General features: G+C 62.8%; 12 protein-coding genes. 4 read left to right on the forward strand and 8 right to left on the reverse strand.

The window, feature by feature from the left end:
- Window positions 1–57: 57 nt before the first annotated feature.
- The 5 genes from D3872_RS12785 to D3872_RS12805 all read right to left on the reverse strand — a co-directional run bounded on the left by D3872_RS12785 (window position 58) and on the right by D3872_RS12805 (window position 7201).
- Window positions 58–1584, reverse strand: a complete 1527-nt coding sequence (locus D3872_RS12785; protein ID WP_119811124.1) for a flagellin N-terminal helical domain-containing protein — start codon at window positions 1582–1584, stop codon at window positions 58–60.
- A gap of 370 nt (window positions 1585–1954) precedes the next feature.
- A complete protein-coding gene (locus D3872_RS12790; RefSeq protein ID WP_119811125.1) occupies window positions 1955–3478 on the reverse strand; it encodes a flagellin N-terminal helical domain-containing protein in 1524 nt (507 codons plus the stop codon).
- 312 nt (window positions 3479–3790) lie between these two features.
- A complete protein-coding gene (locus tag D3872_RS12795; RefSeq protein WP_119811126.1) occupies window positions 3791–5347 on the reverse strand; it encodes a GGDEF domain-containing protein in 1557 nt (518 codons plus the stop codon).
- A gap of 118 nt (window positions 5348–5465) precedes the next feature.
- Entirely contained in the window at window positions 5466–6113 is a 648-nt protein-coding gene (locus D3872_RS12800; protein ID WP_119811127.1) for a response regulator, read from the reverse strand.
- Window positions 6113–7201 (reverse strand): sensor histidine kinase, encoded by a 1089-nt coding sequence (locus tag D3872_RS12805; protein ID WP_119811128.1) that lies wholly within the window; start codon window positions 7199–7201, stop codon window positions 6113–6115. The genes D3872_RS12800 and D3872_RS12805 overlap by 1 nt, the downstream gene beginning before the upstream one ends.
- A gap of 105 nt (window positions 7202–7306) precedes the next feature.
- Between D3872_RS12805 and greB the strand changes: the two genes are divergently transcribed.
- Complete coding sequence (greB, locus tag D3872_RS12810; protein WP_119811129.1) at window positions 7307–7873, forward strand: transcription elongation factor GreB; 567 nt, start codon at window positions 7307–7309, stop codon at window positions 7871–7873.
- Window positions 7874–7895: 22 nt separating this feature from the next.
- Window positions 7896–9269, forward strand: a complete 1374-nt coding sequence (locus D3872_RS12815; RefSeq protein WP_119811130.1) for a DUF3422 family protein — start codon at window positions 7896–7898, stop codon at window positions 9267–9269.
- Here D3872_RS12815 and D3872_RS12820 read toward each other — a convergent pair.
- Genes D3872_RS12820 through gmk form a run of 3 tightly spaced genes read right to left on the reverse strand, consistent with a single transcriptional unit; the run spans window position 9241 to window position 12415 of the window.
- Entirely contained in the window at window positions 9241–11484 is a 2244-nt protein-coding gene (locus D3872_RS12820) for a RelA/SpoT family protein (protein WP_119811131.1), read from the reverse strand. The two genes, D3872_RS12815 and D3872_RS12820, sit on opposite strands and share 29 nt — an antisense overlap.
- Before the next feature lie 49 nt (window positions 11485–11533).
- Window positions 11534–11737, reverse strand: a complete 204-nt coding sequence (rpoZ, locus tag D3872_RS12825; RefSeq protein WP_119811132.1) for a DNA-directed RNA polymerase subunit omega — start codon at window positions 11735–11737, stop codon at window positions 11534–11536.
- Between the two features lie 33 nt (window positions 11738–11770).
- Window positions 11771–12415 carry a guanylate kinase gene (gmk, locus tag D3872_RS12830; RefSeq protein WP_119811133.1) on the reverse strand — a complete coding sequence of 215 codons (645 nt, stop codon included), beginning with the start codon at window positions 12413–12415 and terminating at the stop codon, window positions 11771–11773.
- 506 nt (window positions 12416–12921) lie between these two features.
- Between gmk and D3872_RS12835 the strand changes: the two genes are divergently transcribed.
- Window positions 12922–14598, forward strand: a complete 1677-nt coding sequence (locus tag D3872_RS12835; protein ID WP_119811134.1) for a DUF1302 domain-containing protein — start codon at window positions 12922–12924, stop codon at window positions 14596–14598.
- A 12-nt stretch (window positions 14599–14610) separates the two neighbouring features.
- Window positions 14611–15966 carry a DUF1329 domain-containing protein gene (locus D3872_RS12840; protein ID WP_119811135.1) on the forward strand — a complete coding sequence of 452 codons (1356 nt, stop codon included), beginning with the start codon at window positions 14611–14613 and terminating at the stop codon, window positions 15964–15966.
- The last annotated feature ends 45 nt before the right edge of the window (window positions 15967–16011 follow it).

Genomic DNA, 16011 nt, shown 5'->3' on the forward strand with positions numbered 1-16011 from the left:
TCCCCGGACGGCAAGGACCGGTCCGGGGATGGCTTCAAATTACGATTTACTTACTGTTTAACCACCGCGCAGCAGGGACAGCACGCCGTTCGGCAGCTGGTTGGCCTGGGCCAGCATGGCGGTACCTGCTTGCTGCAGGATCTGGCCGCGGGTCAGGTTGGCCGTTTCCGCTGCGAAGTCGGTGTCCTGGATGCGGCTGCGTGCGCTTGCCAGGTTTTCCGACGTCGCCTGCAGGTTGCTGATGGTGTTGGTGAAGCGGTTCTGCACCGCACCGAGCGAAGCACGCGAGTTGCTGATGTTGGCCAGCGCCGAGTCGATCACCTTCAGCGCGCCGTTTGCGCCGCTTGGGATGCCGTTGGTCATTGCGGTCACATCGATCGACGACACTGCCGACAGGTTCGAGCTGACTGCGGAACCGACCGTGCTCATGATGCCTGCTGCGCTGGCGGTGGCGGTGAAGCCGGATGCCGAGCTGAAGGTCACCTTGGCGCCGACGGTCGCTGCCGAGCCGTTGACGGTGGTCGCGGTCAGGGTCACCGCGGTGCCGGAACCGCCGTCGGCTGCCGCCATGCCGGTCACGGTGATGGCGGTCTGCGCCGAGTTGTTCTTCACGCCGATGTCGTAGCCCTGGGACTGGGTCATCGTGATCTTGCCGGTCACTGGATCGGCCACCGCGGTGATGCCGGTCGAGCCGGTCTGGTCGTTGATCGCCTTGGTCAGCGCGCCGACGTCGGTGGCCGACGCCAGGGTGGCGCTGATGGTCACCGGATTGGCGGCGCCGGCCGAGGTAGGCGCGCCTTGCAGGGTCAGCGACACGGTACCGGCCACGAAGCCGCCCAGGGTTGCCTGGGTGGAAGCGCTGGCGGTCACGCCGGTGGCGCCGGCTGCTGCGTTGACGGTATCGGCAATTACCTTGCCCGATGCGCTAACGGCAACGGTCAGGGCGCCGGTTGAGGCGCCGTTGCCCTGGATGGTCAGGGTGCCGGCTGCCACGTTGTTGGCAGCGATCGCAGCCGATGCCGAAGCAACTGCGTTGATCGCGGTGCCGCCGGTGTTCTGTGGCAGGGTATTGTTGCCGATTGCCGAAGCCTGGGCGCTGCCGATCGAGAAGTTGATGGTCTGGTTGGCGTTGGCGCCGACCTGGAACTGGGCGTTGTTCAGGGTGCCGTCGAGGACGTTCTGGCCGTTGAACTGGGTGCTGGTCGCTACGCGGTTCAGTTCCTGTTGCAGCTGGCTGACTTCCTGCTGCAGGGACGAACGGTCGGAGGCGGAGTTGGTGCCGTTGGCAGCTTGCACGGCCAGGGTGCGCATGCGCTGCAGCAGGTCGGTTGCCGTTGCGAGGCCGCCTTCAGCGGTCTGGGCCATCGAGATGCCGTCGTTGGCGTTGCGTGCTGCCTGGTTCAGGCCGTTGATCTGGCTGGTCATGCGATCCGAAATCGCCAGGCCTGCTGCGTCGTCTTTCGCGCTGTTGATACGCAGGCCGGAAGAAAGGCGCTGCAGCGAGGTCGCGAGCGAGTTCTGGGATGCGTTCAGGTTGCGCTGCGAGTTCAGCGAGGCGATGTTGGTGTTGATGTTAGCTGCCATGATTGTATTGCTCCACACATACTGCTTGAATCGGGGTGGGCGACGTGCCGCAGTTCACCTTGGTCTGCTCCCCTGTTCCGAAGCAATCACACCGTAGTTGAATCAGGTAACGGTGGCTTCCCGAAAAAGTTGATGGAGAAAACGCGACTTTATTTCGCTTTTTTGGCCTCATATTTCCTCAAGCCGCCCCGCTAAACGGCAGTAAAAATCCAAACTTGAGGGCAAATAGAAATTAAATCTGGGGCTGGATTCTTGGCGGTGAGGGACTGCGCGGCACGCGGCAGCGTCGAGGTACAGGCGAAAAAAATCCCCGGGCCGGTCAAGCCGGCGCGGGGATTCTGGGTCAGGCTGGTACTGCTACTGCTGTTGATTAACCACGCAGCAGGGACAGGACGCCGTTCGGCAGCGAGTTGGCTTGCGCCAGCATCGCGGTACCGGCTTGCTGCAGGATCTGGCCGCGGGTCAGGTTGGCCGTTTCAGCTGCGAAGTCGGTGTCCTGGATGCGGCTGCGTGCGCTGCTCAGGTTTTCCGAAGTGGCTTGCAGGTTGCTGATGGTGTTGGTGAAACGGTTCTGGGCCGCACCCAGCGACGCGCGGGCGTTGCTGATGTTGGCCAGTGCCGAGTCGATCACCTTCAGCGCGTTGTTTGCGCCGCTTGGGATGCCGTTGGTCATTGCGGTAACGTCGATCGACGACACAGCCGACAGGCCCGAGCTGACCGCCGAACCGGTGGTGCTCAGTACGCCTGCAGCGCTGGCGGTGGCGGTGAAAGCCGATGCCGAGCTGAAGGTTACCTTCGCGCCGACGGTCGCTGCCGAGCCGATGGCTGCGGACGCGGTCAGGGTCGCCGCGGTGCCGGTGCCGCCGTCGGCAGCTGCCATGCCGGTCACGGTGATGGCGGTCTGTGTGGAGTTGTTCTTCACGCCGATGTCGTAACCCTGGGCCTGGGTCAGCGAGATCTTGCCGGTCGAGGTGTCTGCAACGGCGGTGATGCCGGTCGAGCCGGTCTGGTCGTTGATCGCCTTGGTCAGCGAGCCGACGTCGGTGGCCGACGCCAGGGTGGCGCTGATGGTCACCGGGTTGGCAGCGCCGGCCGAGGTAGGCGCGCCTTGCAGGGTCAGCGACACGGTGCCGGCCACGAAGCCGCCCAGGGTTGCCTGGGTGGTTGCGCTTGCAGTCACGCCGGTGGCGCCGGAAGCCGCGTTGACGGTGTCGACGATAGCCTTGCCCGATGCGCCAACGGCAACGGTCAGTGCACCGGTCGAGGCGCCGTTGCCCTGGATGGTCAGGGTGCCGGCTGCAACGTTGTTGGCAGCGATCGCAGCCGATGCCGAAGCAACTGCGTTGATCGAGGTGCCGCCGGTGTTCTGGGCCAGGGTGTTGTTGCCGATTGCCGAAGCTTGGGCGCTGCCGATCGAGAAGTTGATCGTCTGGTTCGAGTTCGCGCCAACCTGGAACTGGGCATTGTTCAGGGTGCCGTCGAGGACGTTCTGGCCGTTGAACTGGGTGCTGGTCGCAACACGGTTCAGTTCCTGTTGCAGCTGGCTGACTTCCTGCTGGACAGACGAACGATCCGAAGCCGAGTTGGTACCGTTGGCAGCTTGCACTGCCAGGGTACGCATACGCTGCAGCAGGTCGGTCGCGGTGGACAGGCCGCCTTCAGCGGTCTGCGCCAGCGAGATGCCGTCGTTTGCGTTACGTGCTGCCTGGTTCAGGCCGTTGATCTGGCTGGTCATGCGATCCGAAATCGCCAGGCCTGCCGCGTCGTCTTTGGCGCTGTTGATGCGCAGGCCCGAGGACAGGCGCTGCAGCGAGGTCGCCAGCGACGATTGCGAAGCGTTCAGGTTACGCTGCGAGTTCAGCGAGGCGATATTGGTATTGATATTTGCTGCCATGGTATTTCTCCAGACGAGTGCTGCTTGTATTTCGGGGTGGGCAACGTGCCACTGGTCACCTTGGTCTGCTTCCGTGTTCTGAAACAATCACACCGCGGCTGAGTCAGATAACGGTGGCACCCCGAAAAAGTTGATGGAGAAAAACATGATTTATTTCATTGGCCAGGCCTTTAATTTTTGAATGCGGTCCCGCTAAGACGACAGATGGAAAAGAAACTTTAGGGTCAAAAAATTAAAATTTCCTGGCCAGATTGATGGGTTTTGTGCCCCAGAAAAGCTTCGCTTTCCCACCATGCGCGAGGCGGGAACTCCCTATTCGGCGATGACGACGCGGTTCTTGCCGCTCTTCTTGGCCTTGTACATCGCCGAGTCGGCGCGCTTGATCAGGGTTTCCTGGCCCTCGTGGGGCAGGCGCATGGCGACGCCGGCAGAGAAAGTGATCAGCAATTTTTCGTTTTCGTGCAGGAAGAAGTGCTTGGTCAGGTCGCGCTGCAGGCGGGTCATGGTCTGCGACGCCGCTTCCACCGTCGTTTCCGGCAGCAGGATCAGGAATTCCTCGCCGCCGAAGCGCGCGATCACGTCCATCGAGCGCAGCGTGCTCTTGACGATCTGTACAAGGTGCTTCAGCGCGGAGTCGCCCGCGATGTGGCCGTAGGTGTCGTTCAGGCGCTTGAAGTCGTCCAGATCGAGCATGGCGATGCACAGCGGCGTGCCGCGGCGGTCGGCGCGCGCCATCTCGCGCTCGAACACGTCGTCCAGGCCACGGCGGTTCAGGCTGCCGGTGAGCTGGTCTTCGCGCACCAGGTCGCTCAGGTGGCGCAGCTTTTCCTCGAGGGTATGGATGCGCGTCTCGGCGTCGTGCATTTCCTGCCTTGCCGCCACCATGCGGTCGCGCGACTTCAGGGTTTCTTCCTGCACCGCGCGGGTGTCGCGCAGCACGTTGTCGAGCACTACGTTCAGTTCGTCGATGTTGGCCGCATGGCTGATCTGTTCGGAGTAGCCGCCGATCTTCTCGTGGAAGTCGCCGGTCGACTCCGCCACCGAGCCGAGGCGGTCGATGAACGTCATCATCATGTTGCGCACGGTGTGCTTGACGTCCGACAGGCTGTGCTTGAGCTGGCCCTGCTTGTAGATTACTTCCTTCATGCTGCGCATCGCCTCTTCCAGCGCGCGCTGGTCGAGCGGGCCGGCGATCAGGTTTTTTACCGCGTCGACCTGGCCGCGCAGCCAGCTGTCGTCGTCCAGCAGTTCGCTGACGTTTTCCAGCAGCAGGCGGAACAGGCGCAGCAGCAGTTCCTGCTGCTCGGCCACGTCGCCGCTACGGATCTCGATCTGGTAGCACAGCTGCTTGAGGCGGGCCGCCACTTCGTTCAGCGCGGACTCGTTGTTGGCGGTCTTGACGGCCGCGCCCAGCGATTCGGCTTCGCCGGCCAAGGCAGGGGAGCCGGCCAGCAGCGAGGCCACCGCGAACACCAGCGTGCGGCTGAGCAGGTCGCGCAGCAGGCGCGCCTCAGGTTCGTCGGCCAGCACGGCCAGTTCGAACGGGCCGGGCTTCTTGAGTTGTTTATCCAGCAACTGGGTCATGCCGCGCGTGAGGCCTTCCCAGTCGCGCGCCTTGAGGGTGCGCTGCAGGCGGCGTCCGGCTTCGCCAACCTCGCCCGGGGTTTCGCTGAGGCGGGTCGTGACCTGGCCCAGCACCAGTTCGGCGGCGGCGCCCTCGGCAGGCGCGGCCTGTGCCCCGGTGATGCCCGCGATGTCGTTATAGATGGTGCGGTAGGCCTCGGGCGTCGGCGCGATACGTTTCACTGCAAGGCGGCGGAAGGCTTCGCGCGCGATGTCGGCGGGATTCTGGGCGGGGGAAGTGGACATGGCGCTGTGATGACATATTCGATTGCACGAATGATAAGCGGCTTACCGCTTTGCCATCGCGAAGATAAGGCGGGTAAACCTGCCTTATTTCTCAGCATTAATAAATGGTGCCGTCCGTCTATTCGATCAGCTGGTTCTTGATGGCGTAGTGGGTCAGCTCGGCACTGTTTTTCAGTTTCATCTTCACCAGCAGGCGGGCGCGGTATTCGCTGATGGTCTTGACCGACAGCGACAGCTCCTCGGCGATCGCGCTGACCGTCTTGCCCGAGGCGATCATGGTCAGGGTCTGGTATTCGCGGTCGGACAAGGTGTCGTGCAGCGGGGTGGTATGGTCTTCGCTGACCTGGGCGGCCAGTTCCTGCGCCAGCGCGGCGCTGACGTATTTCTGACCGGCGGCCACCTGGCGGATCGCCGTCACCAGCTCCTTCGGCGCGCTCTGCTTGGTCAGGTAGCCGGCCGCGCCCGCCTTGAGCGAGCGGATCGCGTACTGGTCTTCGCGGTGCATCGACAGCATCAGCACCGCCATGTCGGGGTTTTCCTTCTTCACCTGCTTGAGCACGTCGATGCCGCTCTTGTCCGGCATGGAAATGTCCAGCAGCATGACGTGGCACTTCGCCTTTCGGAACATCTTGATCGCGTCGAGGCCGTTCTCGGCTTCGCCGGCGACGATGATGTCGGGCGAGTCGGAAAGGATCTGCTTGAGTCCCGCGCGCACGATGGCGTGGTCGTCGGCGATGAAGACCCGGATGGTTGTTTTTTGGTTCATTAGCTTGCGCGCTGTTGCTCTGTGGTCTTGATGGTTACTATCGTGCCACCTCCGGGCGCCCCCGACAAGGCCAGCGTACCGCCCAGCGCGCGCGCACGCTCGCTCATGCCGCGCAGGCCGAACGCTTGCGGCTTGAGGCGGTCGGCCGGGGCGATGCCGACGCCGTTGTCTTCGATGGTCAGCACGATCTCGTGGCGGCGGCGCTGCAGGCACACCGTCACCCTGGTCGCCTTCGCGTGCTTGGCGATATTCGTCAGCGCCTCCTGGAAGATCCGGAACAGCGCGGCGGCGTGGTCGCTGGGAAGCTCGATTTCCTTATCCGGGCAGGTGAAAGCACAGCGGATGCCCATCTGCTTTTCGAATTCGCCGGCCTGCCACTCCAGCGCGGCGACGATGCCGAAGTCCAGCATCGACGGACGCAGGTCGAGGGTGATGCGGTGCACCGCTTCGATGGTGCGGTCGACCAGGGCATCGACGTAGGCGGTTTTCTCCGCCAGCTCAGGATTGTCGGCTGGCAGGCGGCTGGCCAGCATCGCCAGCGCCATCTTGATGGCGGTGAGGTTGCCGCCCAGGTCGTCGTGGATCTCGCGCGCGATGCGGGTGCGTTCCTCTTCCTTGACCTGTTCGATATGCGCCGTCAGCTCGGCCAGGCGGGCGCGCGAGCGCGCCGTCTCCTCCTGCTCGCGCTTGCCGGCGGTGATATTGGTCATGATGCCGTCCCACTGCACGGCGCCGGGCGCGTCCGGCAGCGGGTGCGGGGTCGAGCGCAGGTTGATCCACTTTTCGTCGTTCCAGGCGTCGTCGATGGCGATGCGGCCTTCCCAATTCCACGCCGTCATCGAGCTGGCCGAAGCATGCATCGAATCGAGGTAAGCCTTACGGTCGTCCGGGACGATCAGCTGCAGGAAGCGCTCGGGGTGGTCCTGCAGTTCGGCCGCGGGCAGGCCGAGCAGGGCGCTGCAGCCTTCGCTCAGGTAGGGAAAGGCGACACGGCCGCCGGGATGCATCGCGAACTGGTAGACCAGGCCCGGGGTATGGGCGGCGAAAGCATGCAGCGCGTCGGCCGCCGGCGGCAGGTTGTGGGTCATCGTACGGATGGTGGATGGAAGTCCGGGAATGATACGTGAAATCACCTGCGGCGGGGCCCAAAACGGCTGCGAGCACAAAGGCGCGGGCGCCGTTACAATAGACTGATGAACAAGGCATTTGTTAAAGAGTCGGACAACGACGAGGACGAAGAAGCGGCCGCCCTTGCGCAGGCCATCCCGGCAGGGGCGAAGAACTACATCACGCCGGCCGGGTACCAGCGCATCAAGGACGAACTGCTGCAGCTGATCGACGTCGACCGGCCGGAGGTGGTGCGCGTGGTGCACTGGGCGGCGTCGAACGGCGACCGCTCGGAAAACGGCGACTACATCTACGGCAAGAAGCGCCTGCGGGAGATCGACCGCCGCATCCGCTTCCTGACCAAGCGCATGGATTCGGCCGCCGTGGTGGACCCCAGTGTCCATTACGGGAACGACCAGGTGTTCTTCGGCGCCACCGTCACCTACGCCAACGCGGCCGGCGAGGAACACCGGGTCACCATCGTCGGAATCGACGAACTCGACCCGCTGAACGGCAAGATCAGCTGGGTGTCGCCGGTGGCGCGCGCGCTGACCAAGGCGCGCGAGGGCGACCTGATCACGCTGCAGACGCCGCTGGGCGCCGACGAACTCGAGGTGCTGAACGTGACTTATCCGCGGCCTATCGAGGACTGATTCCAAACTAACGAGAGATGCAATGGCGATCGTCCATACCAACCTGAACCACCTCCTGCGCATACCCCTTGCGGCCGAAATCCATTCGCGGCCTTCGCTGCGGCTCACCGGGCATGAGCAGCTGACCCACCTTGCGGTCTACCTGCGCGAAAACGGCAATCCCTTGCTGGAGCACGCCGGCCGGCAGCACGAACTGCTGGCCGCGCTGTGCCTGCACTTCGGCGTCGCCGGGCCCACCCGCGACGCGCGCTATTTCTTCCATGATTTCGGCAGCTTCCGCCTGCAGTGGGAGTCGCACACCGAGTTCGCCACCTATACCTTCGCCGAGCGGCTCGATGCGCCGCTGCCGCTCGAACGCGCGTTCGACCAGGTGCCGCTGCGCCATGTGCCGGAGGAGTGGCTGCAATCGCTGGCGGGCCGGATCATGGTGGCCACCCACGTCGCCATGACCAAAAGCGGCGCGACCATGTCGGACATGGGCCGGGCCTTCGGCGGCAACCTGGCGGCGGGCTGCGACAGCCATGATTTCGCGAGGGTATGGACGGACTTTGCGATAGCACCCGACGGTTTCGGGCGCGTCATCATCCAGGACCTGGGCATGCAGTACCAGCAGGCCGGGCGCCTGGTCCAGCGCGTGCTGGAGGTGGAGACCTACCGCATGATGGCCTTGCTCGGGCTTCCGCATGCCCAGCAATCGGCGCCGGTACTCAATGCCATCGAGGACGACCTGGTGCGCCTGACTGCCGGCATGACCGACTCGATCCAGCGGGTTGCCGAGGGTGGGCCGAACGAAGAGCGCGAGCTGCTGCAGAAGCTCACGGCACTGGCAGCCCGCATGGAGAAACAGGCGCTGGACAACAGCTACCGTTTCGCAGCCTCGAAGGCCTACTACCGCCTGGTGCTGGCCCGTATCGACGAACTGCGCGAGACCCGCGTCGAAGGCATACCAACCGTGCGCGAATTCATGGACCGGCGCCTCGCGCCGGCGATGAACACCTGCGAATCGACGGTGCGCCGGCAGGAAGAGCTGGCCGAACGGATCGCGCGCACCAACGCCCTGCTGCGCACCCGGGTCGGCATCGTGCAGGAGCAGCAGAACCGCGACATCCTCGAATCGCTCAACACGCGCGCGGCCCAGCAGCTGCGGCTGCAGCAGGCGGTGGAGGGATTGTCGGTGGTGGCGATCTCCTACTATTCGATCGGCCTGCTCAGTTACGTGGGCAAGGCGGCCAAGGCGGCCGGGATGCCGGTCAACCCGGACATCGCGACCGGCGCGCTGATTCCGCTGATTGTCGGCCTGGTGTGGCTGGGACTGAGGCGCATGCACCACCGGATGTCGGCGCGCCCCACGCCTGACCGGGAGGCCGTTATGGGCGTTCGCGTTCGACCCGGTTGACGCCGCCGACGCGGCGCAGGTTGCGGATCAGGTGGGCCAGGTGGACGCGGTCCTTCACCTGGATCGTGAAGCGCAGCTGCGTCATCACGTGTTCGTCATCCTCGTCCATCCCCACGTAGGTGATGTTGGCGTCGGACTCGCCGATTTCGGCGGCCACCCGCGCCAGGATGCCTTTTTCGTTGTTGATCAGGAGGCGGATGCGGCAGTCGAAGCGGCGGTTCAGCTCCGCGCCCCACTGCACCGGGATCCAGCGGTCCGGCTCCTTGGTGCGCAGGCGCTTGGCCGGCACGCAGTCGGAGGTGTGCACCATCAGGCCCTGGTCGCGGCGCAGCTGGCCCATGACCTGGTCGCCCGGGATCGGCAGGCAGCAGGCCGCCAGCTGCACCGACACGCCCTCGCTGCCGTAGATCGTGACCGGGTCGAGCTCGTTGGCCGCGGCGGCGCTGGACGGCTGGACGCCGGTGAATTCGTCCATCAGGCCGAAGATGTGGCGCGCCACCAGCGTGGCCATGCGCTTGCCGATGCCGATGTCGGCATACAGTTCTTCGATCGACTTGGCCGACGACTCATTGAGCAGTTTCTCGATGGTCGGGTCGGGCAGGTCGGGGTTGACGTTCAGTGAGGTCAGCGCCTGCGCCAGCAGTTCCTGGCCCAGTTCGACCGACTCGGTCAGGTTGATCGTGCGCAGGTGGTGGCGGATCGCGGAACGCGCCTTGCCGGTGCGGACGAACGCCAGCCAGGTCGGGGAAGGGCGCGAGTCCGGGTTGGTTTCGATTTCGACGATGTCGCCGTTATGCAGCTCGGTGCGCAGCGCCGCCGGCTCGTTGTTGATCTTGACCGAGACCGTGTGGTCGCCGATGCCGGTGTGGATGGTGTAGGCGAAATCGAGCGCGGTGGCGCCGCGCGGCAGCGCGATGATCTTCGACTTCGGCGTGAACACGTACACCGAATCAGGGAACAGGTCGACCTTGACGTGCTCGAGGAATTCGGCCGAGTCGCCGGTCTGCTGCTGGATGTCGAGCAGCGACTGCAGCCAGGCGTGGGTCTTCTGCTGCAGGTCCGACATGTTGGAGTCGCCGGTCTTGTACAGCCAGTGCGCCGCCACGCCCGATTCGGCGGTGCGGTGCATGTCTTGCGTGCGGATCTGGAATTCGACCGGGGTGCCGTAGGGGCCGATCAGGGTGGTGTGCAGCGACTGGTAGCCATTGAGCTTGCGGATCGCGATGTAGTCCTTGAACTTGCCCGGCATCGGCTTGTACAGGCCGTGCAGGGTGCCGAGCGCCACATAACAGTTGGCGAAGCTGTCGACCACCACGCGGAAGCCGTACACGTCGAGCACCTGCGAGAACGACAGGTGCTTGTTGCGCATCTTTTTGTAGATGCCATACAGGGTCTTTTCGCGGCCGTAGACTTCGGCGCCGATGCCGGCGGCCGCCAGCGTGCTCTTGACCGCTTCGAGGATCTTCTTGACCACCTCGCGGCGGTTGCCGCGCGCGGCCCTGACCGCCTTGCCCAGCGTGCGGTAGCGCAGCGGGTAAAGGTGGGAGAACGACAGGTCCTGCAGCTCGCGGTAGATGTTGTTCAGGCCGAGGCGGTGCGCGATTGGCACATACACTTCCATCGTCTCGGCGGCGATGCGGCGCTTCTTCACCGGTGTCATGTGCTCGAGCGTGCGCATGTTGTGCAGGCGGTCGGCCAGCTTGATCAGGATGACGCGCACGTCCGAAGCCATCGCCAGCAGCATCTTGCGGAAGTTCTCCGCCTGCGCTTCGATCTGGCTCTGGAATTCGATTTTCTCCAGCTTGGACAGGCCGTCGACAAGGGAGGCGACCGGCGCGCCGAAGCGCTCGATCAGTTCATCCTTCTTGACGTCCTGGTCTTCCATCACGTCATGCAGCAGCGCGGCCTGGATGGCCTGGACGTCGAGCTTCCAGTCGGCGCAGATCTCGGCGACGGCGATCGGATGGGAGATGTAGGGCTCGCCCGACTTGCGGACCTGGCCGAGGTGCATCTCGTCGGAGAAACGGTATGCTTCCTTGACCTTCTTGAGCTCGGAAGGGTTCAGGTATTCGGCCAGCTTGGCCGATAACTGGGTGACTGAAGCGACGCCGGACGGCGCGGCGGGTGGGGCTGGTTCTTGCGGCTTGGTCGCCGGACGCGCGGCCCGGCGACCCGAAGTGCCTGTTTGTGTCGAATCCGGTGTTGTCAGGTTCATACGCAAGGTCGGTCGGCCGCGATAATGTTAACTCAGGCAAGCCCCGAAATTACATCGGGACCTTCTTCAGCATTTCCAGGCCTACTTTACCAGCTGCAACTTCACGCAGCGCGATGACGGTTGGCTTGTCCTTGGCTTCGACCTTTGGAGTGTGGCCTTGCAGCAACTGACGAGCGCGGTAGGTGGCGACCAGGGTCAGCTGGAAGCGGTTAGGGATATGCTTCAGGCAATCTTCAATGGTAATGCGGGCCATAATTACTCCTAATTTTGTACGGGGTGTGCCGTGTCACGATTGTTGCGCGTGGATACCCAGTTGGGCAAAAAGCGAGGCGTTGCGCGCGGCTTGCTGGGCAAAACGGCTGCGGGTCGCTTGGACAATCGACCTCATCTCGGACAAGGCGACGTTGAACTCTTCATTGATAATAACATACTCGAACTCCGGGGCGTGAGCGATCTCGCCGCCGGCCGCCAGCAAGCGGCGCGTAATAATCTGCGGTTCGTCGGTGCCGCGCTTGTGCAGGCGTTCTTCCAGCGCCGCGATCGACGGCGGCAGGATGAAGATGCCGGCCGCGTCCGGGAACTGCTTTTTCACCTGGCGCGCGCCCTGCCAGTCGATTTCGAGCAGGATGTCGGTGCCGGTCTTCATTTCCTTCTCGACCATCAGGCGCGAGGTGCCGTAGTAGTTACCGTGCACTTCGGCCCACTCCAGGAATTCCTCGCGCTCGGTACGCGCGAGGAAGTCTTCGCTAGTGGTGAAATGGTACTCGCGGCCATCCACTTCGCCGGGACGCGGCGCGCGGGTGGTGGTGGAGATCGACAGCTTGATGCCCGGTTCCTGCGCCAGCAGCGCGTTGACCAGGGTGGACTTGCCGGCGCCGGAAGGCGCGGCGACCACAAACAGGCTGCCGGAGAAGCCGGAAGTAGGTTGCATGGATATCCTTTGATAGTTCTGAGCTTATCCTCTCAGTATACCGTTTCCACGGCGGCACCACGATGATCTTTTTGCCACTGGTCAAAGGTTGGGCGGGTTTCCGCCCTTACTCCTTATGGGCCAGCGTCAAGGCACCGTATCGGCGTTCGACATTGAGGCCGAACACCATATCTCTCTTTCCAACAACGTAAGGCCTTAGTTCGCTAAAGGCATTCCTGGCTTGGCGTGTCGCTGAAAGCGCGACGCGTTGCTTTGTCTTGTCGGCCTGTCTTGACCCCTCTTTGGAGGGGGGCGAGCGGAAATTCGCCTCGTTTAACCTCGCGTTGAAGGGAACGGGGCATGCCGACACTGATTAAAAAAGAAGCAAAACCAATCCACTACGAGGGGGCAGTGAAGATGGAGGGAGGCGACATGCGGATTTGAAGCGCTCTGGGAGGCTCTGATGCAAATGCGCAGCAGGGGACAAAAAAGCATTAGAAAAAAAATAAAGACTTAGGAGAATCAAGATGAGCAATACCAAACAAGTGCGATTCAGCGGCTTTCGGCGTACCGCATTTGCGGCAGCGGCTGCTGCCTTGTGCGCGGGCTTCTGCGCCAGCGCGAACGCATTCGAAATCCCTACCGGCAATGACGACGTGCAGCTGCGCTTCGATAACACCATCCGTTACAACTTCGGCCATCGCGTCGAAAAGCAAAATCGCAGCATCCTGCTGAACCTGAACGCCGACGACGGTAACCGTAATTTCAAGAAGGGCAGCACGGTAACCAACCGTCTCGACTTGCTGACCGAATTCGACGTCGTCTATCAAAAGAAATTCGGCGCCCGCGTGTCCGTGGCATCCTGGTATGACCAGGCGTATTCGGGCGGCTTCGACAACACCAGCCTCGCCACCTCCAACCATTTGGTCAACGGTGCGCCGGCCTTTGGCTTGTCCCCGTATGCAGACCGCTATTACAACGGCTTGTCCGGTGAAGTCCTTGACGCCTTTGTGTTCGGCGGTTTCGACGCTGGCAACACGGCGGTTACGGTGCGCGCCGGCCGCCATACCGTGAACTGGGGCGAAGCGCTGCTGGGCAGCGGCGCCATCCACGGCGTGACGTATGCACAGGCACCGCTGGATCAGGCCAAGGGCTTTGCGAATCCGGGCGTCGAGGCCAAAGAATTGTTCCTGCCCCAGACCCAGATATCCGGCGCTGTCCAGGTAACGCCGGCATTGACGTTTGCCGGTCAATACTTCTTTGAATGGGACGCCACCCGCATTCCTGAAGGTGGCTCTTATCTGGGCTTCAACGATGCGCTGCAATTCGGCGGCGAAGCGCTGTATCTCGCACCTGGCGTGCGTGCGGCTCGCGGTAAGGACATCAAGCCGAAGGAGCGTGGCGATTGGGGGCTGTCCGCACGCTGGAGCCCGGAATGGCTGGACGGGACGATGGGCCTCTACGTGCGCCAGTTCTCCGACAGGCTGCCGCAGCTCTCCATCATGGCCGCCGCGCCGCGCCAGTATTTCATGAGCTATGCCGACAACATCGACCTGTACGGCATCAGCCTGACCAAGCAGATCGCCGGCATCAGTTTTGGCGCAGATCTGAACTACCGCAAGAACATGCCGCTCAACAGCGATGCAGTCGCCATTACTTCGCTGGCGGCCTTGCCAACGCCGGGTAATGTCCCTGGCGCACGCGGCGAAACGGTGCATGGCGTGCTCAATGCCCTCGGCTCGCTTCCCGCTACGCCCTTGTGGGGAGGGGGTTCCTGGGCCGCCGAGATGACCTGGAACCGCTGGCTGTCGGTAAGCCAGGGACAGGCGTTCTTCAAGGGGCGTGACGGCTACACCGGCATCGACCGCGTCAGCAGGGACTTCGTCGGCCTGGCATTGAACTTCACATCGGTTTGGTACCAGGTGTTCCCGGGTGCAGACCTGTCGATGCCACTGAGCTACTCACGCGGTATGTCGGGTAACGCCGCAGCGGTGCAATTTGGCGGCAACAAGGCTGCTGGTACGTACGCGGTCGGCTTCGGTCTGGACGTGCACAGCAAATACCGCTTTGACCTGAAGTATGTCGACTACTTCGGGCATTCCCAGGTGAACCCGGCGACCGGCCAAATGACGGCTGTGAACGGCAGCGGTACATGGCTGCAAGACCGCGGCACGGTCTACCTGACATTCAAGACCGCATTCTAAAAGGAGACTTAGATGAAAAAACTCGTCACAGCATTGATCGGCGCGGGCCTGTTGTCCGCGGCCGTCGGCATCGCTCACGCCGCGGTCACCGCGGAAGAAGCGAAGAAGCTCGGCACCACGCTGACCTCAACCGGCGCGGAAAAGGCCGGCAACAAGGAGGGCACCATTCCGGAGTATACGGGTGGCCTGACCACGCCGCCGGCTGGCTTCATCAAGGGCAGTGGGGTGCGCCCCGACCCGTTCGCCAGTGAAAAGCCCTTGTTCTCGATCGATGCCAGGAACATGGCCCAGTATGCGAACAAGCTGAGCGAAGGCGCCAAGGCCTTGATGAAGGCCAATCCCGACTTCCGCATCGATGTCTACAAGACGCATCGCTCCGTAGCGTTCCCGAAGTCCGTATTGGAAAACACGGTCAAGAATGCGACCCGGGCCAAGGTCGCCGACGATGGATATTCCATACAGGGTGCGCGGGCCGGCATTCCCTTCCCGATTCCAAAGAACGGCATCGAGGTCATGCAGAACTATAAGGGCCGTTATCAAGGCCTGTCCGTTATCCTGCCCAAGTATTCCGCCTACAACGTCGACAGTTCCGGCAAGCTGGTGTTGTCGACGCAGGGCACATACTTTACTGAAGCTCCGTTCTACGACCAATCGAAGCCCGAGGATCCCACAGTGCTCACCCGGGTTCGCGCCAACTACACTGGACCGACGCGCCGTGCCGGCGAAAGTGCGATGGTGGTGGATGCGCTGGACGAGAACAAAGGACGGCGCGCCTGGCAGTACCTGCCAGGACAGCGACGCGTGCGTCTCGCGCCGGACCTCGCCTATGACACGCCGAATAGCAGTACCTCCGGCATGGCGACCTATGACGACACCAGCATGTTCAACGGCAAGATGGACCGCTACGACTGGAAACTGGTGGGCAAAAAGGAAATGTACGTCCCGTACAACACCTATGAGTTCACTTACGCCGCCAAGGCAGAAGACGTATTCCAGCCGAAGTTCATCAATCCGTCCATGGTACGTTGGGAACTGCACCGCATGTGGGTAATCGAGGCGACTTTGAAGGAAGACAAGCGCCACATCTATTCGAAGCGCACCTTCTACCTGGACGAGGATAGCTGGAATGTCCTGGCCGTCGACCAGTACGATGGACGCGGACAGCTCTGGCGCCCTGGCTTCTCCTACCAGACCCAATCCTATGACGTATCGGCCAACAACAACAGCCCCTCCGGTCACTACGATCTGATTTCCGGCAGCTACTACATCAACATGTGGCCAGGCACCAGCGGAATCAAGTACTCGGAGTCCATGCGGCCGGACACGTTCTGGTCGCCTGACGGTCTTGCAGGTTCGGGTGTTCGTTAGTAAGACAAGGCAGTAAAGCAGGCTGCGGGAGGCGAGGCATGGTCT

Source organism: Massilia cavernae (genome assembly GCF_003590855.1).
GTDB classification, from domain to species: Bacteria; Pseudomonadota; Gammaproteobacteria; order Burkholderiales; family Burkholderiaceae_D; genus Telluria_A; species Telluria_A cavernae.

Bases quoted from the DNA above. Each gene is read 5' to 3' on its own strand.
- D3872_RS12795 (WP_119811126.1), bottom strand. From the start codon at position 5,347: ATGTCCACTTCCCCCGCCCAGAATCCCGCCGACATCGCGCGCGAAGCC.
- D3872_RS12800 (WP_119811127.1), bottom strand. From the start codon at position 6,113: ATGAACCAAAAAACAACCATCCGGGTCTTCATCGCCGACGACCACGCC.
- greB (WP_119811129.1), top strand. From the start codon at position 7,307: ATGAACAAGGCATTTGTTAAAGAGTCGGACAACGACGAGGACGAAGAA.
- D3872_RS12790 (WP_119811125.1), bottom strand. From the start codon at position 3,478: ATGGCAGCAAATATCAATACCAATATCGCCTCGCTGAACTCGCAGCGT.
- rpoZ (WP_119811132.1), bottom strand. From the start codon at position 11,737: ATGGCCCGCATTACCATTGAAGATTGCCTGAAGCATATCCCTAACCGC.
- D3872_RS12805 (WP_119811128.1), bottom strand. From the start codon at position 7,201: ATGACCCACAACCTGCCGCCGGCGGCCGACGCGCTGCATGCTTTCGCC.
- D3872_RS12840 (WP_119811135.1), top strand. From the start codon at position 14,611: ATGAAAAAACTCGTCACAGCATTGATCGGCGCGGGCCTGTTGTCCGCG.
- D3872_RS12820 (WP_119811131.1), bottom strand. From the start codon at position 11,484: ATGAACCTGACAACACCGGATTCGACACAAACAGGCACTTCGGGTCGC.
- D3872_RS12835 (WP_119811134.1), top strand. From the start codon at position 12,922: ATGAGCAATACCAAACAAGTGCGATTCAGCGGCTTTCGGCGTACCGCA.
- gmk (WP_119811133.1), bottom strand. From the start codon at position 12,415: ATGCAACCTACTTCCGGCTTCTCCGGCAGCCTGTTTGTGGTCGCCGCG.
- D3872_RS12785 (WP_119811124.1), bottom strand. From the start codon at position 1,584: ATGGCAGCTAACATCAACACCAACATCGCCTCGCTGAACTCGCAGCGC.
- D3872_RS12815 (WP_119811130.1), top strand. From the start codon at position 7,896: ATGGCGATCGTCCATACCAACCTGAACCACCTCCTGCGCATACCCCTT.